Annotated in this window: 11 protein-coding genes; 7 read left to right on the forward strand and 4 right to left on the reverse strand. The window is 41.3% G+C overall.

The window, feature by feature from the left end; translation table 11 throughout:
• The first annotated feature begins 203 nt into the window (after positions 1 to 203).
• Positions 204 to 3,668 carry a transglutaminase family protein gene (locus GD597_RS19395; protein ID WP_171609572.1) on the forward strand — a complete coding sequence of 1,155 codons (3,465 nt, stop codon included), beginning with the start codon at positions 204 to 206 and terminating at the stop codon, positions 3,666 to 3,668.
• A 143-nt stretch (positions 3,669 to 3,811) separates the two neighbouring features.
• Here the strand turns inward: GD597_RS19395 and GD597_RS19400 are convergent, their stop codons facing one another.
• The 3 genes from GD597_RS19400 to GD597_RS19410 form a co-directional block, all read right to left on the reverse strand.
• Complete coding sequence (locus GD597_RS19400; RefSeq protein ID WP_171609573.1) at positions 3,812 to 3,985, reverse strand: hypothetical protein; 174 nt, start codon at positions 3,983 to 3,985, stop codon at positions 3,812 to 3,814.
• A 174-nt stretch (positions 3,986 to 4,159) separates the two neighbouring features.
• Positions 4,160 to 5,038 (reverse strand): transglutaminase family protein, encoded by an 879-nt coding sequence (locus GD597_RS19405; protein ID WP_171609574.1) that lies wholly within the window; start codon positions 5,036 to 5,038, stop codon positions 4,160 to 4,162.
• 2 nt (positions 5,039 to 5,040) lie between these two features.
• Positions 5,041 to 7,605, reverse strand: coding sequence for a circularly permuted type 2 ATP-grasp protein (locus GD597_RS19410; RefSeq protein ID WP_171609575.1), 2,565 nt, complete (start codon positions 7,603 to 7,605; stop codon positions 5,041 to 5,043).
• Between the two features lie 291 nt (positions 7,606 to 7,896).
• Between GD597_RS19410 and GD597_RS19415 the strand changes: the two genes are divergently transcribed.
• The 6 genes from GD597_RS19415 (at position 7,897) to GD597_RS19440 (ending at position 15,742) form a co-directional block, all read left to right on the forward strand.
• Positions 7,897 to 8,697 carry a hypothetical protein gene (locus GD597_RS19415; RefSeq protein ID WP_171609576.1) on the forward strand — a complete coding sequence of 267 codons (801 nt, stop codon included), beginning with the start codon at positions 7,897 to 7,899 and terminating at the stop codon, positions 8,695 to 8,697.
• Positions 8,698 to 8,992: 295 nt separating this feature from the next.
• Positions 8,993 to 12,070 (forward strand): PVC-type heme-binding CxxCH protein, encoded by a 3,078-nt coding sequence (locus GD597_RS19420; protein WP_171609577.1) that lies wholly within the window; start codon positions 8,993 to 8,995, stop codon positions 12,068 to 12,070.
• Positions 12,071 to 12,309: 239 nt separating this feature from the next.
• Complete coding sequence (locus GD597_RS19425; RefSeq protein WP_171609578.1) at positions 12,310 to 13,089, forward strand: SDR family NAD(P)-dependent oxidoreductase; 780 nt, start codon at positions 12,310 to 12,312, stop codon at positions 13,087 to 13,089.
• A gap of 11 nt (positions 13,090 to 13,100) precedes the next feature.
• Positions 13,101 to 14,003, forward strand: coding sequence for an ROK family protein (locus GD597_RS19430; protein ID WP_171609579.1), 903 nt, complete (start codon positions 13,101 to 13,103; stop codon positions 14,001 to 14,003).
• Positions 14,004 to 14,016: 13 nt separating this feature from the next.
• Positions 14,017 to 14,817: a sugar isomerase domain-containing protein gene (locus tag GD597_RS19435; RefSeq protein ID WP_171609580.1), complete on the forward strand. Its 801-nt coding sequence runs from the start codon at positions 14,017 to 14,019 to the stop codon at positions 14,815 to 14,817.
• A gap of 100 nt (positions 14,818 to 14,917) precedes the next feature.
• Complete coding sequence (locus GD597_RS19440; RefSeq protein WP_171609581.1) at positions 14,918 to 15,742, forward strand: sugar phosphate isomerase/epimerase family protein; 825 nt, start codon at positions 14,918 to 14,920, stop codon at positions 15,740 to 15,742.
• Between the two features lie 486 nt (positions 15,743 to 16,228).
• Here GD597_RS19440 and GD597_RS19445 read toward each other — a convergent pair whose 3' ends face one another.
• Positions 16,229 to 17,233: a YeeE/YedE thiosulfate transporter family protein gene (locus tag GD597_RS19445; RefSeq protein WP_171609582.1), complete on the reverse strand. Its 1,005-nt coding sequence runs from the start codon at positions 17,231 to 17,233 to the stop codon at positions 16,229 to 16,231.
• Between the last annotated feature and the right edge of the window lie 1,268 nt (positions 17,234 to 18,501).

The raw sequence follows: 18,501 nt of genomic DNA on the forward strand, positions 1-18,501 counted from the left end.
ACTAGAATAGCCATCGGCTTTTTAATAAAAGCCAAATCAGGTGCGGAACGTACAAGAGTGCGACGCAAGCGGCGATGCCATTGCTACCAATAGCACGGCCAATAAAAGTGATTAACTGCAAAACAAAAATTGCCTGCCACAAAATTTGCTTTAATTTTATCTACTCCGACGATTGTTTGCCATCAACACTTAATAAAGTAATTATGGCAATACGTGTAGCTATTAAACACAAAACAACGTATCATTACGATAGGGCGGTAAGTTTATCGCCCCATATTTTTCGTTTACGTCCTGCTGTGCATTCCCGCACACCCATAGAAGCCTATTCGCTAAAAATTACGCCTAAGGATCATTTTATGAACTGGCAGCAAGATCCTTTTGGCAATTACCAGGCAAGGGTAGTTTTTCCTGAAAAAACCACCGAATTATGTATTGATGTGGAAGTAATTGCCCGCATGGAAGTGATCAACCCTTTCGATTTTTTTGTGGAGGAATATGCAGAAAATTTTCCTTTTACCTATAGCACCCAATTACAAAAAGAATTAATTCCTTATCTGGAAAAGGAAGCAGCCGGCCCATTATTAACCAATTGGCTGCAGGTTCTGGACAAAAGCAAAAAGAATATTAACGATTTTTTGGTGGCCATCAACCAGCAACTAAATAAAGATATTGCCTACACCATCCGCATGGAACCGGGAGTACAAACTCCGGAGGAAACATTGGGCCGTGCATTGGGCTCCTGCCGCGATTCTGCCTGGTTATTGGTGCAAATTTTAAGACAGCTGGGGCTGGCAGCCCGCTTTGTATCGGGCTATCTGGTACAATTAACTGCTGATATAAAATCGTTGGACGGTCCCTCTGGCCCCGAAGCAGATTTTACTGATTTACATGCCTGGACGGAAGTGTATATACCCGGTGCAGGCTGGATTGGGCTTGACCCAACATCAGGCTTGTTTGCCGGCGAAGGCCATATACCATTGGCTTGCACCCCGCATTATGCCAGCGCAGCACCGGTAGTAGGTGCCAGCGATAAAGCAGAAGTTACTTTTGAATTTGATAATAGTGTTACCCGTATTCACGAAGATCCAAGGGTAACCAAACCCTATACTGAGGAGCAATGGGCCGCCATTGAAGCCCTTGGTTTTAAAATTGATGAAGACCTGGCAGCAGGCGATGTGCGCTTAACCATGGGTGGCGAACCCACTTTTGTTTCTATTGATGATATGGAGTCGGCCCAATGGAATACGGCAGCAGATGGTAAAGAAAAACGAGAGCTATCCCACGACCTGATTTTTCGGCTGCGGGAACAATTTGGCCCCACTGGAATGATACATTATGGGCAGGGTAAATGGTATCCGGGCGAGCCCTTGCCCCGTTGGCAATATGGTTTATACTGGCGCAAAGATGGATACCCCATTTGGCGTAACCTGGATTTAATTGCCCACGAAAAAACTGAACGAATTTATACCCATGAAGATGCGAAAGCCATCATGGAAGAATTGGCGAAACGCCTGGCGGTAAGTACAGATAATATTAGTGCCGCCTATGAAGATGCATTCTTTTTTTTATGGAGTGAAGGCAAAACACCCATAAATATAGACCCATTAAAAGCAAATTTAAAAGACAGTATAGAGCGCAGAACCTTAGCCCAATTACTGGATAAAGGCCTTGGCAATCCCATTGGCTATGTTTTGCCGGTACAATGGAATTACTGGAACAATAAATGGCTAAGTTGTAAATGGCAGCTTAACAGGGAGTATTTGTTTTTAATGCCGGGTAACTCCCCAATCGGATTAAGGTTGCCATTAGAATCATTGCCGGTAGTGGCAAAAGCAGCTGCACCTCAACAGGTTGAGCGTAGTTTGTTTGAAGCCTTACCTGCCTTAGATCATTTTCATGAATCTATTGCTGGAAGGTATGGTATGGTGTACGAACATCCGGCACCACCCAGGTTTCAAGCAAAAACAGAGGAGGCGGTTGAGTTGGGCGGGGAGGCAAAAAAAATAAAAAAGCCAACCCAGATTAAGGAAACAGAAGAAGAAAAAGCTGAGGAGAATATCACCTTCGAGGTACAAACGATTAAAACGGCTTTATGCGTTGAAGCAAGGGATGGCATTATTTATATTTTTATTCCGCCCATGGAATACCTGGAACATTATCTTGATATCATCGCATCCATTGAAGCTACAGCTGTACAACTACAAATTCCGGTGCGCATAGAAGGGTACGAGCCACCCCGCGATTACCGTATGGAGCGATTGGTGGTTTCACCAGATCCCGGGGTAATTGAAGTAAATATCCATCCCGCCAATAGCTGGAAAGAATTATTACATAATACCAATACTTTGTACGAGCAGGCTTATTTATCCAGACTGGGCACAGAGAAATTTATGCTGGATGGCCGACATACCGGTACTGGTGGTGGTAACCATATTACAATAGGTGCCGCATCGCCGGCAGATAGCCCATTATTACGCCGCCCCGATTTGCTGCGCAGCTTAATAACCTATTGGCAGCACCATCCCGGATTATCCTATCTGTTCTCAGGTTCATTTATTGGGCCTACCAGTCAGGCACCAAGGGTGGATGAAGGCCGCGATGAAAAACTGTACGAGCTGGAAATAGCTTTTTCACAAGTACCGGATACAGGAGAAGGTTATGTGCCATTTTGGTTGGTGGATAGGATTTTCCGGCATTTATTAACCGATATTACCGGTAATACCCACCGCTCAGAATTTTGCATTGATAAAATGTATTCGCCCGATTCTTCTTCGGGCAGGCTGGGTATTCTGGAGTTTCGTGCTTTTGATATGCCACCCCATAAGCAAATGAGCTTATTACAAATGCTGTTGCTACGCGGGTTAATAGCTAAATTCTGGAAAAAACCATACACGCATAATTTGGTACGCTGGGGCACACAGTTGCACGATAAATTTATGTTGCCCTATTATGTACACGAGGATATAAAAGAAGTTGTAAGCGATTTAAACGAAGCCGGCTATCCATTTCAAATGAGTTGGTTTGATGCCTATTTCGAATTCCGTTTCCCTCACTATGGCACGGTGAAAATTCAGGGCATAGATATGGAAATACGCATGGGTATTGAACCCTGGCATGTGCTTGGCGAAGAAATGAGCAGTACCGGCACTGCCCGTTTTGTAGATTCTTCCCTGGAAAAAGTGCAGGTAACGCTTAAAGGTTTTAATGCCGACAGGTTTGTATTGCTTTGCAATGGCAACCGTGTACCGGTTAAAGAAACTACAACCAAAGGAGAATATGTTTGTGGTATACGCTACCGTGCATGGCAACCGCCATCTGCATTGCACCCAACCATTGGGGTAGATACGCCACTTGTTTTTGATATTGTAGATAGCTGGAACAGCAGAAGTATTGGTGGTTGTACCTATCATGTTTCCCACCCTGGTGGCAGAAGCTACGATACCTTCCCCATAAATGCTTACGAGGCCGAAAGCCGCCGAATTAGCCGTTTTTGGGATCATGGGCATACACAGGAAACCCTGCGGCCACGCCCCTGGTTTTCTGTGGTGGAGCATTATATTACGCAAGACAGACTGCCATTTAAAACCGATGTGCCCGATATTGAAGTAAACAAAGAATATCCTTATACATTAGATATGCGGCAGCTGTGGGCTAAGAAAAAGAAATAGTTTTTGTTACCGGCATAAGCTATAATGGCATCGCCGCTTGCCACGCTCGGTTCAGGGTTCTGTTTTAATGGCAGCTATTCAACAGCCAACAACAGATTTTTTTTAAAATAAATACTCAGCTACAATAGCCTTTATCGCAAAGGCTATTTTGCTTTTCTGGGTGTGCTGGTAATACCGCCTTTTTTGGCCGAAGAAAAGTTTTTATTGGCAATAAAAGACGATGCTTTGGCATAGGTGCCCGGCGCGGTACTTTTAACTACCATTCCCGATGCTGGTGCAGCTTTCTTAGGCGTTTTTGTTTTTTTTGCTTTGGCCATGATATTAAAATTGAATTGTGTTATAGTTGAAAGGCTAAACTAATCAAATTATGGTAATGGGCTTTGTTTTTAATCATCAGCCGGTAATATTCTTTGCCGCCACTGTTGCAGAATGTACAAGAGTGCGACGCAAGCAGGCTTAATGGTTATTCAATTGCCCGGCTAAAAATGGTTTTATCCCATTCTGCGTACATCAACCGATACTTTTAGCTGGTGCGGCCCGCTGCTTAAAATTACCCCTTTTAATGGCGCAATATCTGCATAGTCACGGCCCCAGCCAATGGTTATGTGCTGGTCTGCCGGTAAAACATTATTTGTGGGGTCAAAGTCTATCCATCCGGCATTGGGTATATACACGGCAAACCAGGCATGGGATGCATCTACACCCACTAATTTTTCTTTGCCTTTGGGTGGCAGGGTTTCCAGGTAGCCGCTTACATAACGTGCCGGCAAACCAACTGAGCGGATGCAGGCAATGGCCAGGTGCGCAAAATCCTGGCAAACACCTTTGCGTTCTTTCATAACCACCGATAGCGGTGTAGCTACTGTGGTAAAACCGGGTTTAAAATCAAAATCGGTATAAATGCGCTGCATGAGTTCTTTGGTAGCCTCAAACATGGCCCGGCCGGGGGTAAAAGATTGCAGGGTGTATTGCAAAATCTCCGGCGTAGTAAGGGTCATATCTGTTTGCGGTATGTACTGGCGTGCATCAAAATTATCGTTGCCGGGTTCCAGTATAACTTTTTGAATGTCTTCCCACTTAGTACCTGCATAAAAATGTAAGGTTGCACTTGTTGGTAATTTTTTTTCTACCTGAGATAAAACGGTTACGGTTAACAGCTTATGCTCCCTTTGTATGGCAAAATAGGTTACTTTATTGCCAAAGAAATCTTCGTAGGCAAACTTTATATCGGGCTGTGGTGTAATATTTATTTCGGTGTGTTTACAAACCTGGCTGCCGGTATTGCGCAACTGCAATTTTGCCACATTATGGCAAAGACTTACCGCCTGGTGATAGGTATATTGTGTGGTATGTGTAATTTGGTAAAGCATGGTTACATATTTCCCGATCTGAATAACTGTTGCTGGGTTTGTGCGTGTTTAAAATAGGTTTTAGACACTACATTGGAAATATTATTCAGCAAATTATTCATCCTTGTTAAAAAATGCAGCAGATTACTGTTCTGCTGTTGTTCGTCTGCCAGGCAAAGTGCGTCTTTGTCGGCAGTTTTAAGCATGGTAAATGCTTCCCATGCCAGGCGTTCATGCTCTGCCAATGCATGGCCACTATTTATTTTTGGCAGGGCAGATACATAGGCTTTTAACCGTTCTATCTGGTAAATTAGCGAACGCGGATTATTGGGGTCTAACAACATAAGGTCTAACACCAGTGGCAACGTAATATGAGCACGGTATTTAAACCGGTAGTTAACCAGGCATTCGTTGCTTTTTAAAATAGCTTCCTGTAAAATATAAGCCACCTGATCATCCTGTTGTGTAGCCATGGTTGCAGTTAGCATAGAAACCAGCAGCAGGCTTTGTTCAATTTTACGGCCGGTGTCTAATAATGTCCAGCCCTGTTCGCGTGAAATACTTTCCCTGTTAAGGCTAATAAAGGCCATCATAGAAGTAATCAGACTATCAACTGCATTCAGCATTTTATAATGGCCCTTATGTTTGGCATGTATGGCCAGTTGCCAGTTTTCTTCCATTTCGCGCAACACCCGCCAGGTATCGGTAGACCAATGGTCTCTTACTGCATGCACCGCCCTTGTAAAAAAGGCAATATTGTAGCTTAAGCTACCTTCCCGGTTTTCATCAAATAAAATATCGCCCAGTTCTTTCCAGGGGTCCTGAATTTTTTTATCGGCATTGGCACCAATAAAACCTGGGAAGGTATGTGTATAGGCCGTTAATGAGGATAGCAGGCATTGCTTCAAGCTAAGGTCATTGTCAATAAATGCTTTATTGGCTTCCTCCACAAACTGCATTACCGTGCGTTGAAAACGGGCATTGCCCAATACACGTTCTGCATACCGGCCAACCCAAAACAGATTTTCGGCTGTTCGGCTGGGCAGAACTTCCGTTTTATCTGCGGGGCCCGGATCCTGTACATATTCCTGTTCTTTTTTAACAGCCCAGGTATTGCTTTCATCGCCTGATAATATCCAGGTATCCTTGCTAAATCCACCCAATTGGTTCGAGATGATGATATTGTCCTTATCCAATGAAGTGCGTGTAAGTCCGCCATTCATGGCGGTATAACTGCCATTATCGCTAATAGCAAAACTTCTGAACAAAGCATGGCAAGGCTCCATTTGCCCGTTTACCAAAGCTGGGGTAGAGGAGAAGTCTACCTTCTCTTGCCCTACATACAAATGTGGCTGCGCTATAATTTGTGCCTTAAGTGATGCCAGGCCGCTGGCAGTTAACAAGGTTGCATCTACCGAGGTTCTTTTATTCGATTCTCTGAAAATGCGTTTTATTACCAGGGTATGTAAATGATCCAGTACATATTTTAATTCCTTTGGCTGCCCGCACCACCACGATGCAATATTGGGCAGTTTTAATTCTGCCCCCAGCAGGCGTTTTGCAATGGCAGGTAAGAAAGGCATTAGTCCGGGGTTTTCTACTACACTGCTACCCAGTGGATTGGCAATACTTACATTGCCACTACGAACAGCTTGCAATAAACCCGGTACTCCCAATTGAGAATCTTCTTTTAATTCCAGCGGGTCGCAATATTCATCGTCTACCCTGCGTACAATAACATCTACCTGCTCCAGTCCGCCCAGGGTTTTAAGCCAAACAATATTATCTTTTACCATCAGGTCATCTCCTTGTACAAGGGTAAAACCCAGGTGCGAAGAAAGAAATGAGTGCTCAAAATAGGTTTCGTTGCTGGGGCCAGGTGTAAGTATTACAATGCGGGGTTGTTCTTTTTGGTGAGGTGCCATAGCGGTTAAAGCCTTACGCATGGCATTGTAATAAGGTGATAGTCGCCTTACTTTTAAACCATCAAATAGTTCAGGTACAATGCGGGCCATAGCCAGGCGGTTTTCTAATGCATAGCCCGAGCCGGAGGGTGCCTGGGTCCTATCGTTCAATACCCAAATTTTACCGTTATTGCTGCGGGCCATATCGGCAGCGTATACTACCAGATTATGTTTGCCGGGTAATTGAATGCCGCAACACTCCCTTAAAAAACCGTGGTGATTGTAAACAATCTCCATAGGTAAAATACCCTCTTTAATCAGGTGCTGGCTGCCATACACATCTTTTAAAATCAGGTCAAATAAAGTAGCACGTTGCACCAGTCCGCTTTCAATAATGCCCCACTCTTCCTTACTAATCAGGAATGGAATAATATCCAGTTTCCAGGGGCGGTTTAGTCCGCTGGGGTCGTCGTAAATATTATAGGTAACGCCATTTTCCTTTAAAAACCGCATCATATCCTGACTGCGGTTCATAATTTCTTCCTGGCCTAAATGAGCAAACGAAGTAAAAAAAGTTTTCCAATGTTCCTGCAGGCTAACATTGGCTCCAAAGAGATGATTATAGGATTGCTGGTTATTAAAATATGCTTCCAAAAAATTGGTTTGACTGGTTTCAGAAATCATGTTTTGGTATTAGCCGTATGCTGTGCAGCGCTAAAAATAGCAAATAAAACCGAACTCCTGAGAAGCTATCTCTGTCTTAAGAATGCTATTAACCAAACCGCGGTTGATAAATTACTTTTATTGGCCAGGCTTGAGTAACATAATTAGGCTTTACTTGCGTCGCACTCTTGTACAGCACATCTCTATTTATTTATCCTTACAAATCTTAGAAAAATCAAACACTTACAATATTCCTGTTTTGCCTTTTTATTATACATCTGGAATGGATTATATTCATAAAAAAATCAACTCATGAACCAAAAATCAATTATCAGGCTTTGTAATATTATAGGTATTATATCAATTTTATTATTGCTATACTGGGTATTTGTATATATAAGTATGGAAGTATTTGGATTCAAGGTTTTTGAACGAAACATAACTGATACTTTTTATGCAAGTGTTATTGGCATACTGTCTTTGATGAGTGGAGCATTAATGATAAACATTATGCTTAATCTTACCCGCATTGCCAATAAACATAATGCAGACACAGAGCCTCCTTCTGTTTCAAGGCATAAAAAACCGGTAATATTTGCTTTTGCGTTGAGCTTCCCTTTAATTTTTGCTTTTTTATATGCCGGCGACAAATTAACAGCAAATCAAAAGAAAGCTTTTTTAATTAGTTCTGCTAAAGAGCTTATTCAGGATAATCCGGAAAAGGTGCAGCAACTATCGGATTATATTTATAATCTCCAATATTTAAGCAAAACTAATAACGCAATTAGGTTACTATCCGAAATAGATGAAAATTTTCCATCTATTGCAATTGTAGTAGCTGATACAGTAGAAAACACAAAAGTGTTTCTGAAATTTGGTGTGGCGTACAATGCCGAAAAAGATACGGTGCTGCCGGATAAAAAATCTTATTTATTTCCTACTTCCAAAGACGAAAAAGCATATTTGCTGGAGGTGTTTACAAAACAATTTAGGGAGCCATTGTTTAGCGCTTACGATGGCAAGTACGAACTTTATTATCCATTTCTTTATAAGGGAAAAATGATTGTATTATATTTTTCTGATCATCAGTATTATGGTAAGATAGGTAGTTGAATTGGTAGGATTAGGTTGTTAACGAAACTGATTTTTTTTATTGACATGCTTAACCTTTTAGTTTAATATATTAGGCAGTTTGGTGTTTTTGTTTGTTAATAATTTTTAATACTGCTCCCCCTACAAAAGAACCCTCAAGTGTGCGACGCAACGGATGCTGCCCTGTGCTTTCACAGCCGGGCTAATAAGAATTACTGTATTTGCATACGATTTATGCTATATCGGCAAATTATTTTTTTACTATATATGCTTTGCTTAGATTAGCTTTAAATGTCTGTTTAACAATTAACGCTGTATGATACAATTTCCAATCACACCATCTCAGTTTATTCGCAACCACTTTTGGTTACCTGGTTTATTTGCTATGCTGCTGGCATGTAATACACAACCCGGCAACAACACGGCTGTAACTACGGATTCTGCTACAGAAGCACAAAAGCATTTGCCAGAAAATGCACTAAAAACATTAACCGTTGCCGATGGGCTGGAAGTAACCGCCATGGCTACCGAGCCCATGCTGCAAAATCCCACCAATATTGATGTGGATGAACGTGGCCGTGTATGGGTTACAGAAGCCTATAATTATCGTCCGGATATTAATGGCAACCCAACCAATGCCCTCGGCGACCGCATTATGATTATTGAGGATAATAATGGCGATGGTAAAGCTGATACGGCTAAAGTGTTTTATCAGGGGCCGGAACTAAATGCACCATTGGGAATTTGTGTGTTGGGTAATAAAGCCATTGTTTCTCAAAGCCCCTATATCTGGATTTTTTATGACGATGATGGCGATGATAAAGCCGACCGCAAAGCAGTATTATTTAGTGGAATTGATGGCGAACAGCACGACCATGGAGTACATGCATTTACATTTGGTGCTGATGGAAAATTGTATTTTAATATGGGCAATGCCGGCAAAACCCTAAAAGATAAAAATGGTAAAGATGTATTAGATCAGGATGGTGATGTGATTGGCCCTAAAAAATACAAAGAGGGTATGGTGTTCAGGTGTAATGTAGATGGGTCTAATGTAGAATGTCTTGGACAAAATTTTAGAAACCCTTACGAGGTGGCCGTAGATAGTTATGGAACATTATGGCAAAGCGATAATGATGATGATGGTAATAAAGGTACCCGTATCAACTTTGTTATGGAATATGGCAGCTATGGATATACAGATGCATTAACAGGCGCTTACTGGCAGGCCAATAGAACCAATATTGAAGATTCTATTCCTTTTAGGCATTGGCATTTGAACGATCCAGGTACCATGCCCAACTTATTGCAAACGGGAGCCGGCTCGCCTACAGGCATGGTAATATATGAAGGTAATTTGCTGCCTGCACAGTATTATGGACAAATGATTCATTGCGATCCCGGCCCTAATGTAGTAAGGTCTTATCCCGTACAAAATAGCGGAGCAGGGTATACTGCCACTATATCTAATATCCTTAAAAATGAACAGGATCAGTGGTTTCGCCCCGCAGATATTTGTGTGGCACCAGATGGTTCTTTAATTATTGCCGATTGGTACGACCCCGGTGTGGGTGGTCACCAGGCTGGTGATCAGGTGCGTGGCCGTATTTACCGGGTTGCTCCAAAGGGCACTGCCTATACCATACCCAAACAGGATTATAATACTGCAGAAGGGCTGGTACGCGCCTTACAAAACCCCAATCTTTCTGTTAGATACCATGCATTTACTGCATTATCCCAAATGGGAGTAGCCGCAATACCTGCACTTGAAACCAGCTGGGTAACCGGCAGCGATTCCCGTATGCGTGCAAGGGCTTTCTGGGCCCTGGTTAAATTGCCCAAAGCCAATGCGGAAAAGTATATACAGCAAGCCATCAAAGATGGCAATCCCAATATCCGAATAATGGCCATACGTGCTGCACGTGAATTAAATGCCAATGTAATAGGCGTGGTAAGCAGCCTTATTAGCGATACCTCAGCACAGGTACGCAGGGAATGCGCCATTGCCCTGCATCACAACAAAGCTATGGAAGCACCTGCTTTGTGGACCAAGCTTGCCACCGCATACGATGGTAAAGACCGCTGGTATCTGGAAGCATTGGGTATAGGTGCAGATGAACAGTGGGACAGTTTTTTAGATGCCTATATTAAGGTAACAGGTGATCCTTTACAAACAAAAGCAGGTACCGATATTATTTGGCGTGCCCGTAGCGAAAAAGCCGTGCCTTATTTGGCAAAACTGGCTGCAAATGCTGCGGTGCCCTTACAGCAAAGGTTGCGTTATTTCAGGGCCTTTGATTTTAATAGCGGCCCACTAAAATCCAGTTTGTTACTTCAGATGATTGACCATAGCGCAACAGCTGATGTGGCATTGAATAAAGTGATTTTGCACGCACTGGATATAAAATCCGTAATGCAATCTGCTGTAGCACAAAAAGCATTGCAACAGGTATTAGCATCTCTAAATGGCACTGATGAATATATTGAACTGGTAACCCGTTATAAGGTAAAAGCAGAAAATAATAATTTGCTGCAGCTCGCAATAAATAAGCCGGATGAATCGGTGGGTAAAAATGCCGCCGGTTTATTAATTGAGCTGGGAGGAACCAAACTGTTAATGGATGTATTTAATGCCAAAGACACTATGTGTCAGCAGCATTTAATGGCGGCACTTTCAGGTGTGGGTAGTAAGGCATCTATTGATATTATTCAGCAGATAGCTTTAAGTAATGCTTACGATACTGTGCTTAGGCAAACCGCAGCCAGTAGTATTGGCAAAAGCTGGAGTGGTGAAGAAAGGGTATTGGAAATACTAAAACAGAAAAAAGTACCGGCTTCGTTAATACCCTACGTTGTAGCCAGTGTAAATGGCGCATGGCGCGGTAATATTCGCAGCGAAGCCGCCAGCTATTTGCCCGATGATGTTAAAAATAAAACCGCTAAAAAAGCCCCATCCATACAGGAAGTAGAAGCCTTAACTGCCGACATAGCAGCTGGTAAAAATATCTTTACAAATACCTGTGCCGTATGTCATCAGATAAATAATAGCGGATACGATTTTGGTCCAAAGCTTGGCGAAATTGGCAGCAAATTACCCAAAGAAGGTTTGCTGGATGCCATTGTGCATCCTTCTGCAGGGATTGGTTTTGGGTACGAAGGGTGGGAGTTGATCATGAAAGATGGATCTACCCTTACCGGGGTAATTGCCAGCAAAACCGAAACCGATATTGATATTAAATTCCCTGGCGGTGGCCGCAGGCAAATTAAAACAGCCGACGTAAAAACGCTTACCCAATTAAAAGAATCTATGATGACGACGGGATTGTACGAATCCATGTCAACACAGGATATGGCTAATTTGCTAGGCTATTTGGCATCACTAAAAAAGAAATAGAAAGGGGTGAACCCGGCTGCAGATAAATAATGAAGCTGCTCTTGCGTCGCACTCTTGTACTTTCTGAACCTGATTAAGCTTTTAGCTAACCGCCGATGGCTATTCTACCGCACAAGAGTGCGACGCAAGTAAAGTTGCCATAGCAATCAATTGCCTGGCTCATAAAAAAAGGAAAACCATAATTTGCTGAAATTGTATAAGTTGTAGCCGCAAATTCATTTGCTGTAAAAAGTTAGCATATGCTACAGGGAAAAAAAATTGTAATTATTGGCGGTACAACTGGTATGGGTATTGCAGCTGCCAAAGCATTTATTAAAAATGGTGCTTCGGTTATTTGTGTTGGCCGCAACACCGAATCTGTCATTATTGCTGCCTCAATTTTAGGAAGTCAGGCACATATCATTACCGGTGATGCTACAGAAGAAGGTACTGCCAAAAATGCCATAGAAAAATGTATTGAACTGTTTGGCGGCTTTGATGGATTATACCATGTGGCCGGCGGCAGTGGCAGAAAATTTGGCGATGGCCCCCTGCACGAACTTACAATGGAAGGATGGCAAAAAACTTTGCAGCTTAATCTTACTTCTGTGATGTTATCCAATCAGGCGGCTGTACAGCAATTTCTAAAACAGTCTACTGCGGGTACTATTTTAAACCTTGGTTCGGTATTGGGTAGTTCGCCTTCGCCTGGATATTTTATTACACATGCTTATGCGGCGGCAAAGTCTGCATTAATAGGGTTTAGTAAATCCATAGCCGCCTATTATGCAAACCATAATATTCGTATAAATGTATTGGTGCCGGCATTGGTAGAAACGCCCATGGCAGCACGTGCGGCCAATGATGCGGCCATTATGCATTTTATAAAAACCAAACAACCTTTAGATGGTGGCCGAATAGGCCAACCCGAAGACCTGGATGGACTGGCTTGTTATTTTATGAGCGACCAATCTGTATTTACTACCGGACAAACAATAACTGTAGATGGTGGCTGGAGCATTAGTGAAGGTCAATATTAAACTACCATAACATGGCACTAGTTGCATTGGGAATAGATCTTGGGGGAACACGCATTAAAAACATAGCCCTGGCGGCTGATGGAACTATTTTGCATCAATCAATATTACCCACCAATGATGGAGATGCAGAAAGCTGGCAACAGCGTGTAACCAATGCGGTTAAAGCATTGGTTCAGCAATTTACACCTGCCCACGAAATAGTTATAGGTGTTTCTGCGCCAGGTTTAGCCAATGAAAATAATACCGCCATTGCGTTTATGCCAGGTCGTTTGCAAGGCCTGGAACAATTGGTTTGGGCCAATGTGTTTAATATGCCCACCTGGGTATTGAATGATGCGGTAGCCGCCTTATTGGCTGAGCATAAAATGGGTGCAGCCAAAAATGCTAAACATGCAGTAATGCTTACATTAGGTACAGGTGTGGGTGGTGCCATTTTAATAGATGGAAAGCCCTATACCGGGCATTTTCAAAAAGCAGGACATATTGGGCATATGGCAATTCACAGTTTGGGTGAACCTGGTATTACGGGTACGCCTGGTAGCCTGGAAGAATCCATTGGCAATTGCTCCATAGTAAAACGTTCTATGGGTAAATACGATTCCACACAGGCATTGTTACAGGATGTTGCAGCCGCTAACCCATTTGCGCAGTGGGTCTGGTTACAATCGGTGCGGTCTTTGGCTTTGGGGGTAGTATCGTTAAGCAATATGCTCTCTCCCCAAATAATTATAATAGGTGGCGGCATTGCTGAAGCGGGTGAGGCATTATTTACTCCATTGGCGGCATTTATGGATGTGTATGAATGGCGCCCTGCCGGCAATAAAATACAGATTGTACAGGCTACACAAGGCGAAATGGCGGGAGCCATGGGAGCTGCATTGTTTGCACTTGAGCATAAACAATCAAATAAATAACAATATTGAGCATATGAATGTAATAGAAACCTATATAGAAAAATGCCGTGCCATTGCCAATGTGGTTGAAGCCCAGCAGGCGCAAATACAAGAGGCGGCCACTTTGTTTGCACAAACCATACTGACAGGCCGTATGGTGCATTTGTTTGGATCTGGACATAGCAGAATAATGGTAGAAGAAATGTGGCCCCGTTATGGCTCTTTTCCCGGTTTTAATCCTATTGTAGAATTGTCTTTAACCTATCACAATAATGTGGTGGGTGCCAATGGCCAAAGACAAGCCATGTTTCTGGAAAATGTACCCGGACTTGCCAACAGAATATTGCGCAATTTTGATATTAGTCCAGCTGATACGGCATTGATTATTTCTTCCAGCGGCTGCAATATTGCCCCAATAGAAATGGCTGAATTGTTACAGCTGCAGGGGGTGAAAGTAGTAAGTATTATTACCAAAGCGCATGCCGCAGGCTCAACCAGTAAAAGGGCAGATGGAAAAAAGCTGGGCGATTTCTCTGATATTATACTTGATACCGGGGCGCCGTTGGGAGATGCCATGGTGCATATTGATGGGCTGGAAACTCCCGTGTCACCCGGTTCTACTGTGGGCGGAGTAATGCTGGTAAATTGCATAAAGGCCGAGGTAGCCCGTTTATTAACAATGGCAGGTAAACCACCTAAAGTATTAAGCAGTGGTGCATTGGTAGGTAATGATAAGGCGGTAACCTTATTCGAGAGCGCTTATGATGAACATGCGCACCGACTATCAAAGCTGTATGCAAAATTGGGTTATCCCAGTTATGTTTCCGGCGAATAATGCAGATGAATTATTTTGGACCCGGCATTAAATCAGCTACAGGCTTTACTTGCGTCGCACACTTGTACTGCTGATATGCTATGCAACAAAAACACATCGTATGAAATTATTATTTTTTTGTCCGCAATGGGGCTATGCCCATTTGCCATTAGACGAGTTTTTTGCCCGTGCCAAAGCCGATGGATATGACGGGGTGGAAATGAGTATAGCCTTAGATGCCACCAGCCAGGATATACAATTGCTGCAGGATGGATTACGTAAACATAATTTATTGCTTATAGCCCAGCACTGGCAAACTGTAGCGCCAGATTTTGACCTGCATAAAAATACATTCCAGCAATATATGCAGCACCTGGCTTTGCTAAAGCCCCTGTTTATAAATTCTCAAACGGGTAAGGATTATTTTTCTGTATTGCAGAATATGGCATTAATAAATACTGCCGGCGAAATTGCAACGGAAACGGGAATACCTATAGTACACGAAACACATCGCGGTAAGTGGAGCTTTGCCGCCCATATTACACAGCAGTATTTAATGCAATACCCACATATTCGTATCACACTCGATATATCGCACTGGTGCAATGTGGCAGAAACTTTTTTGCATGATCAGTCAGCAGCAGTAGCACTGGCCATGCAACATACCGATCATTTGCATGCCAGAGTGGGTCATACCCAAAGCGCACAGGTAATAGACCCTCGGGCACCAGAACAAAAAGAAGCATTGGATATTCACTTGCATTGGTGGGATACTTTAATTAACATAAAGCAAAAACAGGGGGCCGAAATTTTTACCATTACCCCCGAGTTTGGTGCGCCACCTTATCAGGCATTATTGCCCTTTACCCGCCAACCCATTGCCGATCAATGGGAGGTGAACCTGTTTATGAAAAATTTACTGAAAAGCCGTTATGCCGGCCTCTAATAAAAATGCCCGCATACAATTTTGAAAATATAGTTCCTAAATGGTAAACTTAAATTCAACCCTGATTTGGATATAACTGTGTTTAAAATAGGGTTATGAAAAATAGAAAGATGTATCTAAATTGAATTTAAATGGGTGCAATGTTTACACTTAAAATACCACTTTAAGCAGTTGCTTTAATGATTTATTTAAAGTGCTTTAATTAATTCAAGTCGTAATTGCATCGCCTATAATTATTTGCAATTAATATTTGTGTTATACATTTCTCACACTACCTGAATTTATTTGAAAATACCAATACTTTCAAAAACACTCCTGGCAATAAATAAAGCTACATACATATTAATACTGTTTTAGCTGCATTCATTTTTTCAGATAGAACATTGTTTTAATTTGGAATCTTGTTTTTGTATTATTTAATAAATTGAGGCAACTTGTGTAGGCGCATTACCGTTTTACAGTTTTTCTTCCCTTTTATTAAAAGTGTTATTTTTTGTAAAACAACTTTCCTGTAAGTAAGAAACCAGCAAAAACAAAAACAGCAAAAACCAAGCTACTCACCGCCAGTTGCATGCCTCCTGAAATTATGTGCCCGCTAGTGCAACCACTTGCTAGTCTGGCACCAAAGAGTAAAATAAAACCTCCGATAAAGGCCCAAATAAGTCGCTTAATGTTCGAATTACCTTTAAATCTCGCCCAATTTTCATGTACAATCTTTAATTTGAATTCCTTTTTTATCAGCGAAAAGATAAGTCCGGAGAGAAAGGCACCCATTAAAAAAATCATCTCATAAGATCCTGATTTTTCTACGTGCTTTATAAAATAGTCATTATCTGTAGTGCCAGTTATTATGTCGGCGATGTAAGGATAAAAAGTTGAAGCACCTAAACCCCTGTCTGATACTGCAAAAATAATACTAGCTACTACAGAGATACCCAATGCAGAATAAAACCATTTAAAATCTTTCTTCTTTTCAACCTTATTAAGCCAGAATGAAATGGCTATAAATAAGGTGCCAATTAGAAACACAAAAAGAAAGTGCAATGCAGAAGTTTGATCCATATTAAATATCAGCGACAATTTTCCTAAATCAGGTCCAAGCAGATTTTGTAAATAAGGGTTTAAAACTGTAAATGCAAAAGATGCAACAAAACCACCCAGCATTCCTGCTAGGGCATCAATAGATCCCTGTCCTAATGATACCGGCATTGTACCCGGACAGTACCCTAAAATCGACATCCCAACACCAAAAACAAAACCACCAACAACAATACCTCCAACAATAAAAGGCTTAATGTGATAACTGGCAAGTCCAAAACTTATTTCAATGCTTAGCAAAATGGCGCCAATACCTATAGCTGTAGCAATTGTTTTTACCACAGTAAAGTCTTCTAGTATAGCCATTTTTGAAATGGTATTGAAGGTGTTTACTTTTGAATATTGCAAAAAGAAACCAAAAGCAAAACCCAGTAGAATAATTATAATTGTCATGTATAAATAGTTTCGGCTTAATGTTCAGAAAATATAGACTGGCCAATTAAAAATATTACAACCATCAAAATCACTAATGTCTTTCTTCGGCTTTAAAAATAATTGAAAATTAGCCTTATTTTTCATCGTAAAGATAATGACAAATACAATGAATAATATTGGGCAAACCTTATTTGCTCTTAACCGCTTATAGATAACTTTTCTGCCCGATGAATCAATAAATGTGATTGAAAAACATTTTTGAGGGAAAGGAAAATCTGTACTTCAGCAATGAACCCAAAATTTTTCAACAATAAAATAACTGCAGAATTAAAATGGGAATAAAGATCGCAACCCAATTTGAATTTTTAAATGCATTTACCAATCAAACTATTATTAATTATGTGAAAGGCTTTTCTATAAAAGACAACAAAAACGCAAGTGTCTATTTTTTGGTCTTAATAGTAATCAACTTCTACTTATCAAATAGGAAGTAAGGCCCTATTAACTCAAATTTGATTGAGAATTGTATAGAAATTCAAATTTGATACTTTTAAAAAATGCAAATAGTTCCGGATGGAATAAATGAAAGGGAATGGTAAAACACCATTCCCTTTCAGTGTAGCTGAGGGGAATCGAACCCTCCAATACCCCCCCCCCTAAAAAATCGGTAATTTTAAAGAGTTGTAAAAATTACTTACCGAATAATTCACTAAGATTTTTTAATGCTTTTTAGCTTCAAAGCTATACCTGAAATATAGGAAAAATTAGCCCTTGCGTATAATTTTTCATAAAGAACGACTCATTTTTATTACATTATCAAGCTAAATAGTACTCCTAATATAATGCCTGTAAGAAGGATTATATCGAATATATCTATAGTCATCTAACTTCCTTTTACATTTATGACCAAGCAATTGGACAACGCCTTACTCCGTCCAGAATTAGGGTTCTTTCTTCGGGTGAACATGTTGACTTAGGCGCTGATAAGTCGGATGAGAAAATTTAGCTTAAGATGTTTCATGCAGAGATTTTTAATGGTGCTGATAAACTGAATGAGTAATTGAGCAAATACAAAGACATTCCTGTTGTATCCAATGTTACCCAAATGCAGGTGATGAATAATTATTACCTGGCAAAGATGGAGGTGAAAAGACTTTTTGGGGGGAGGTTGAAAGCCGCAATATCCGAATAATCTTTAAAACTGGATAATACTACCTATGTTAATAAGTACAAAAAAGGAAATTGCATATCTTAAAAATTAATATTATATTTATTTTATTAATCCG

Origin of the sequence: Limnovirga soli (genome assembly GCF_013106755.1) — a bacterium.
GTDB lineage: Bacteria > Bacteroidota > Bacteroidia > Chitinophagales > Chitinophagaceae > Limnovirga > Limnovirga soli.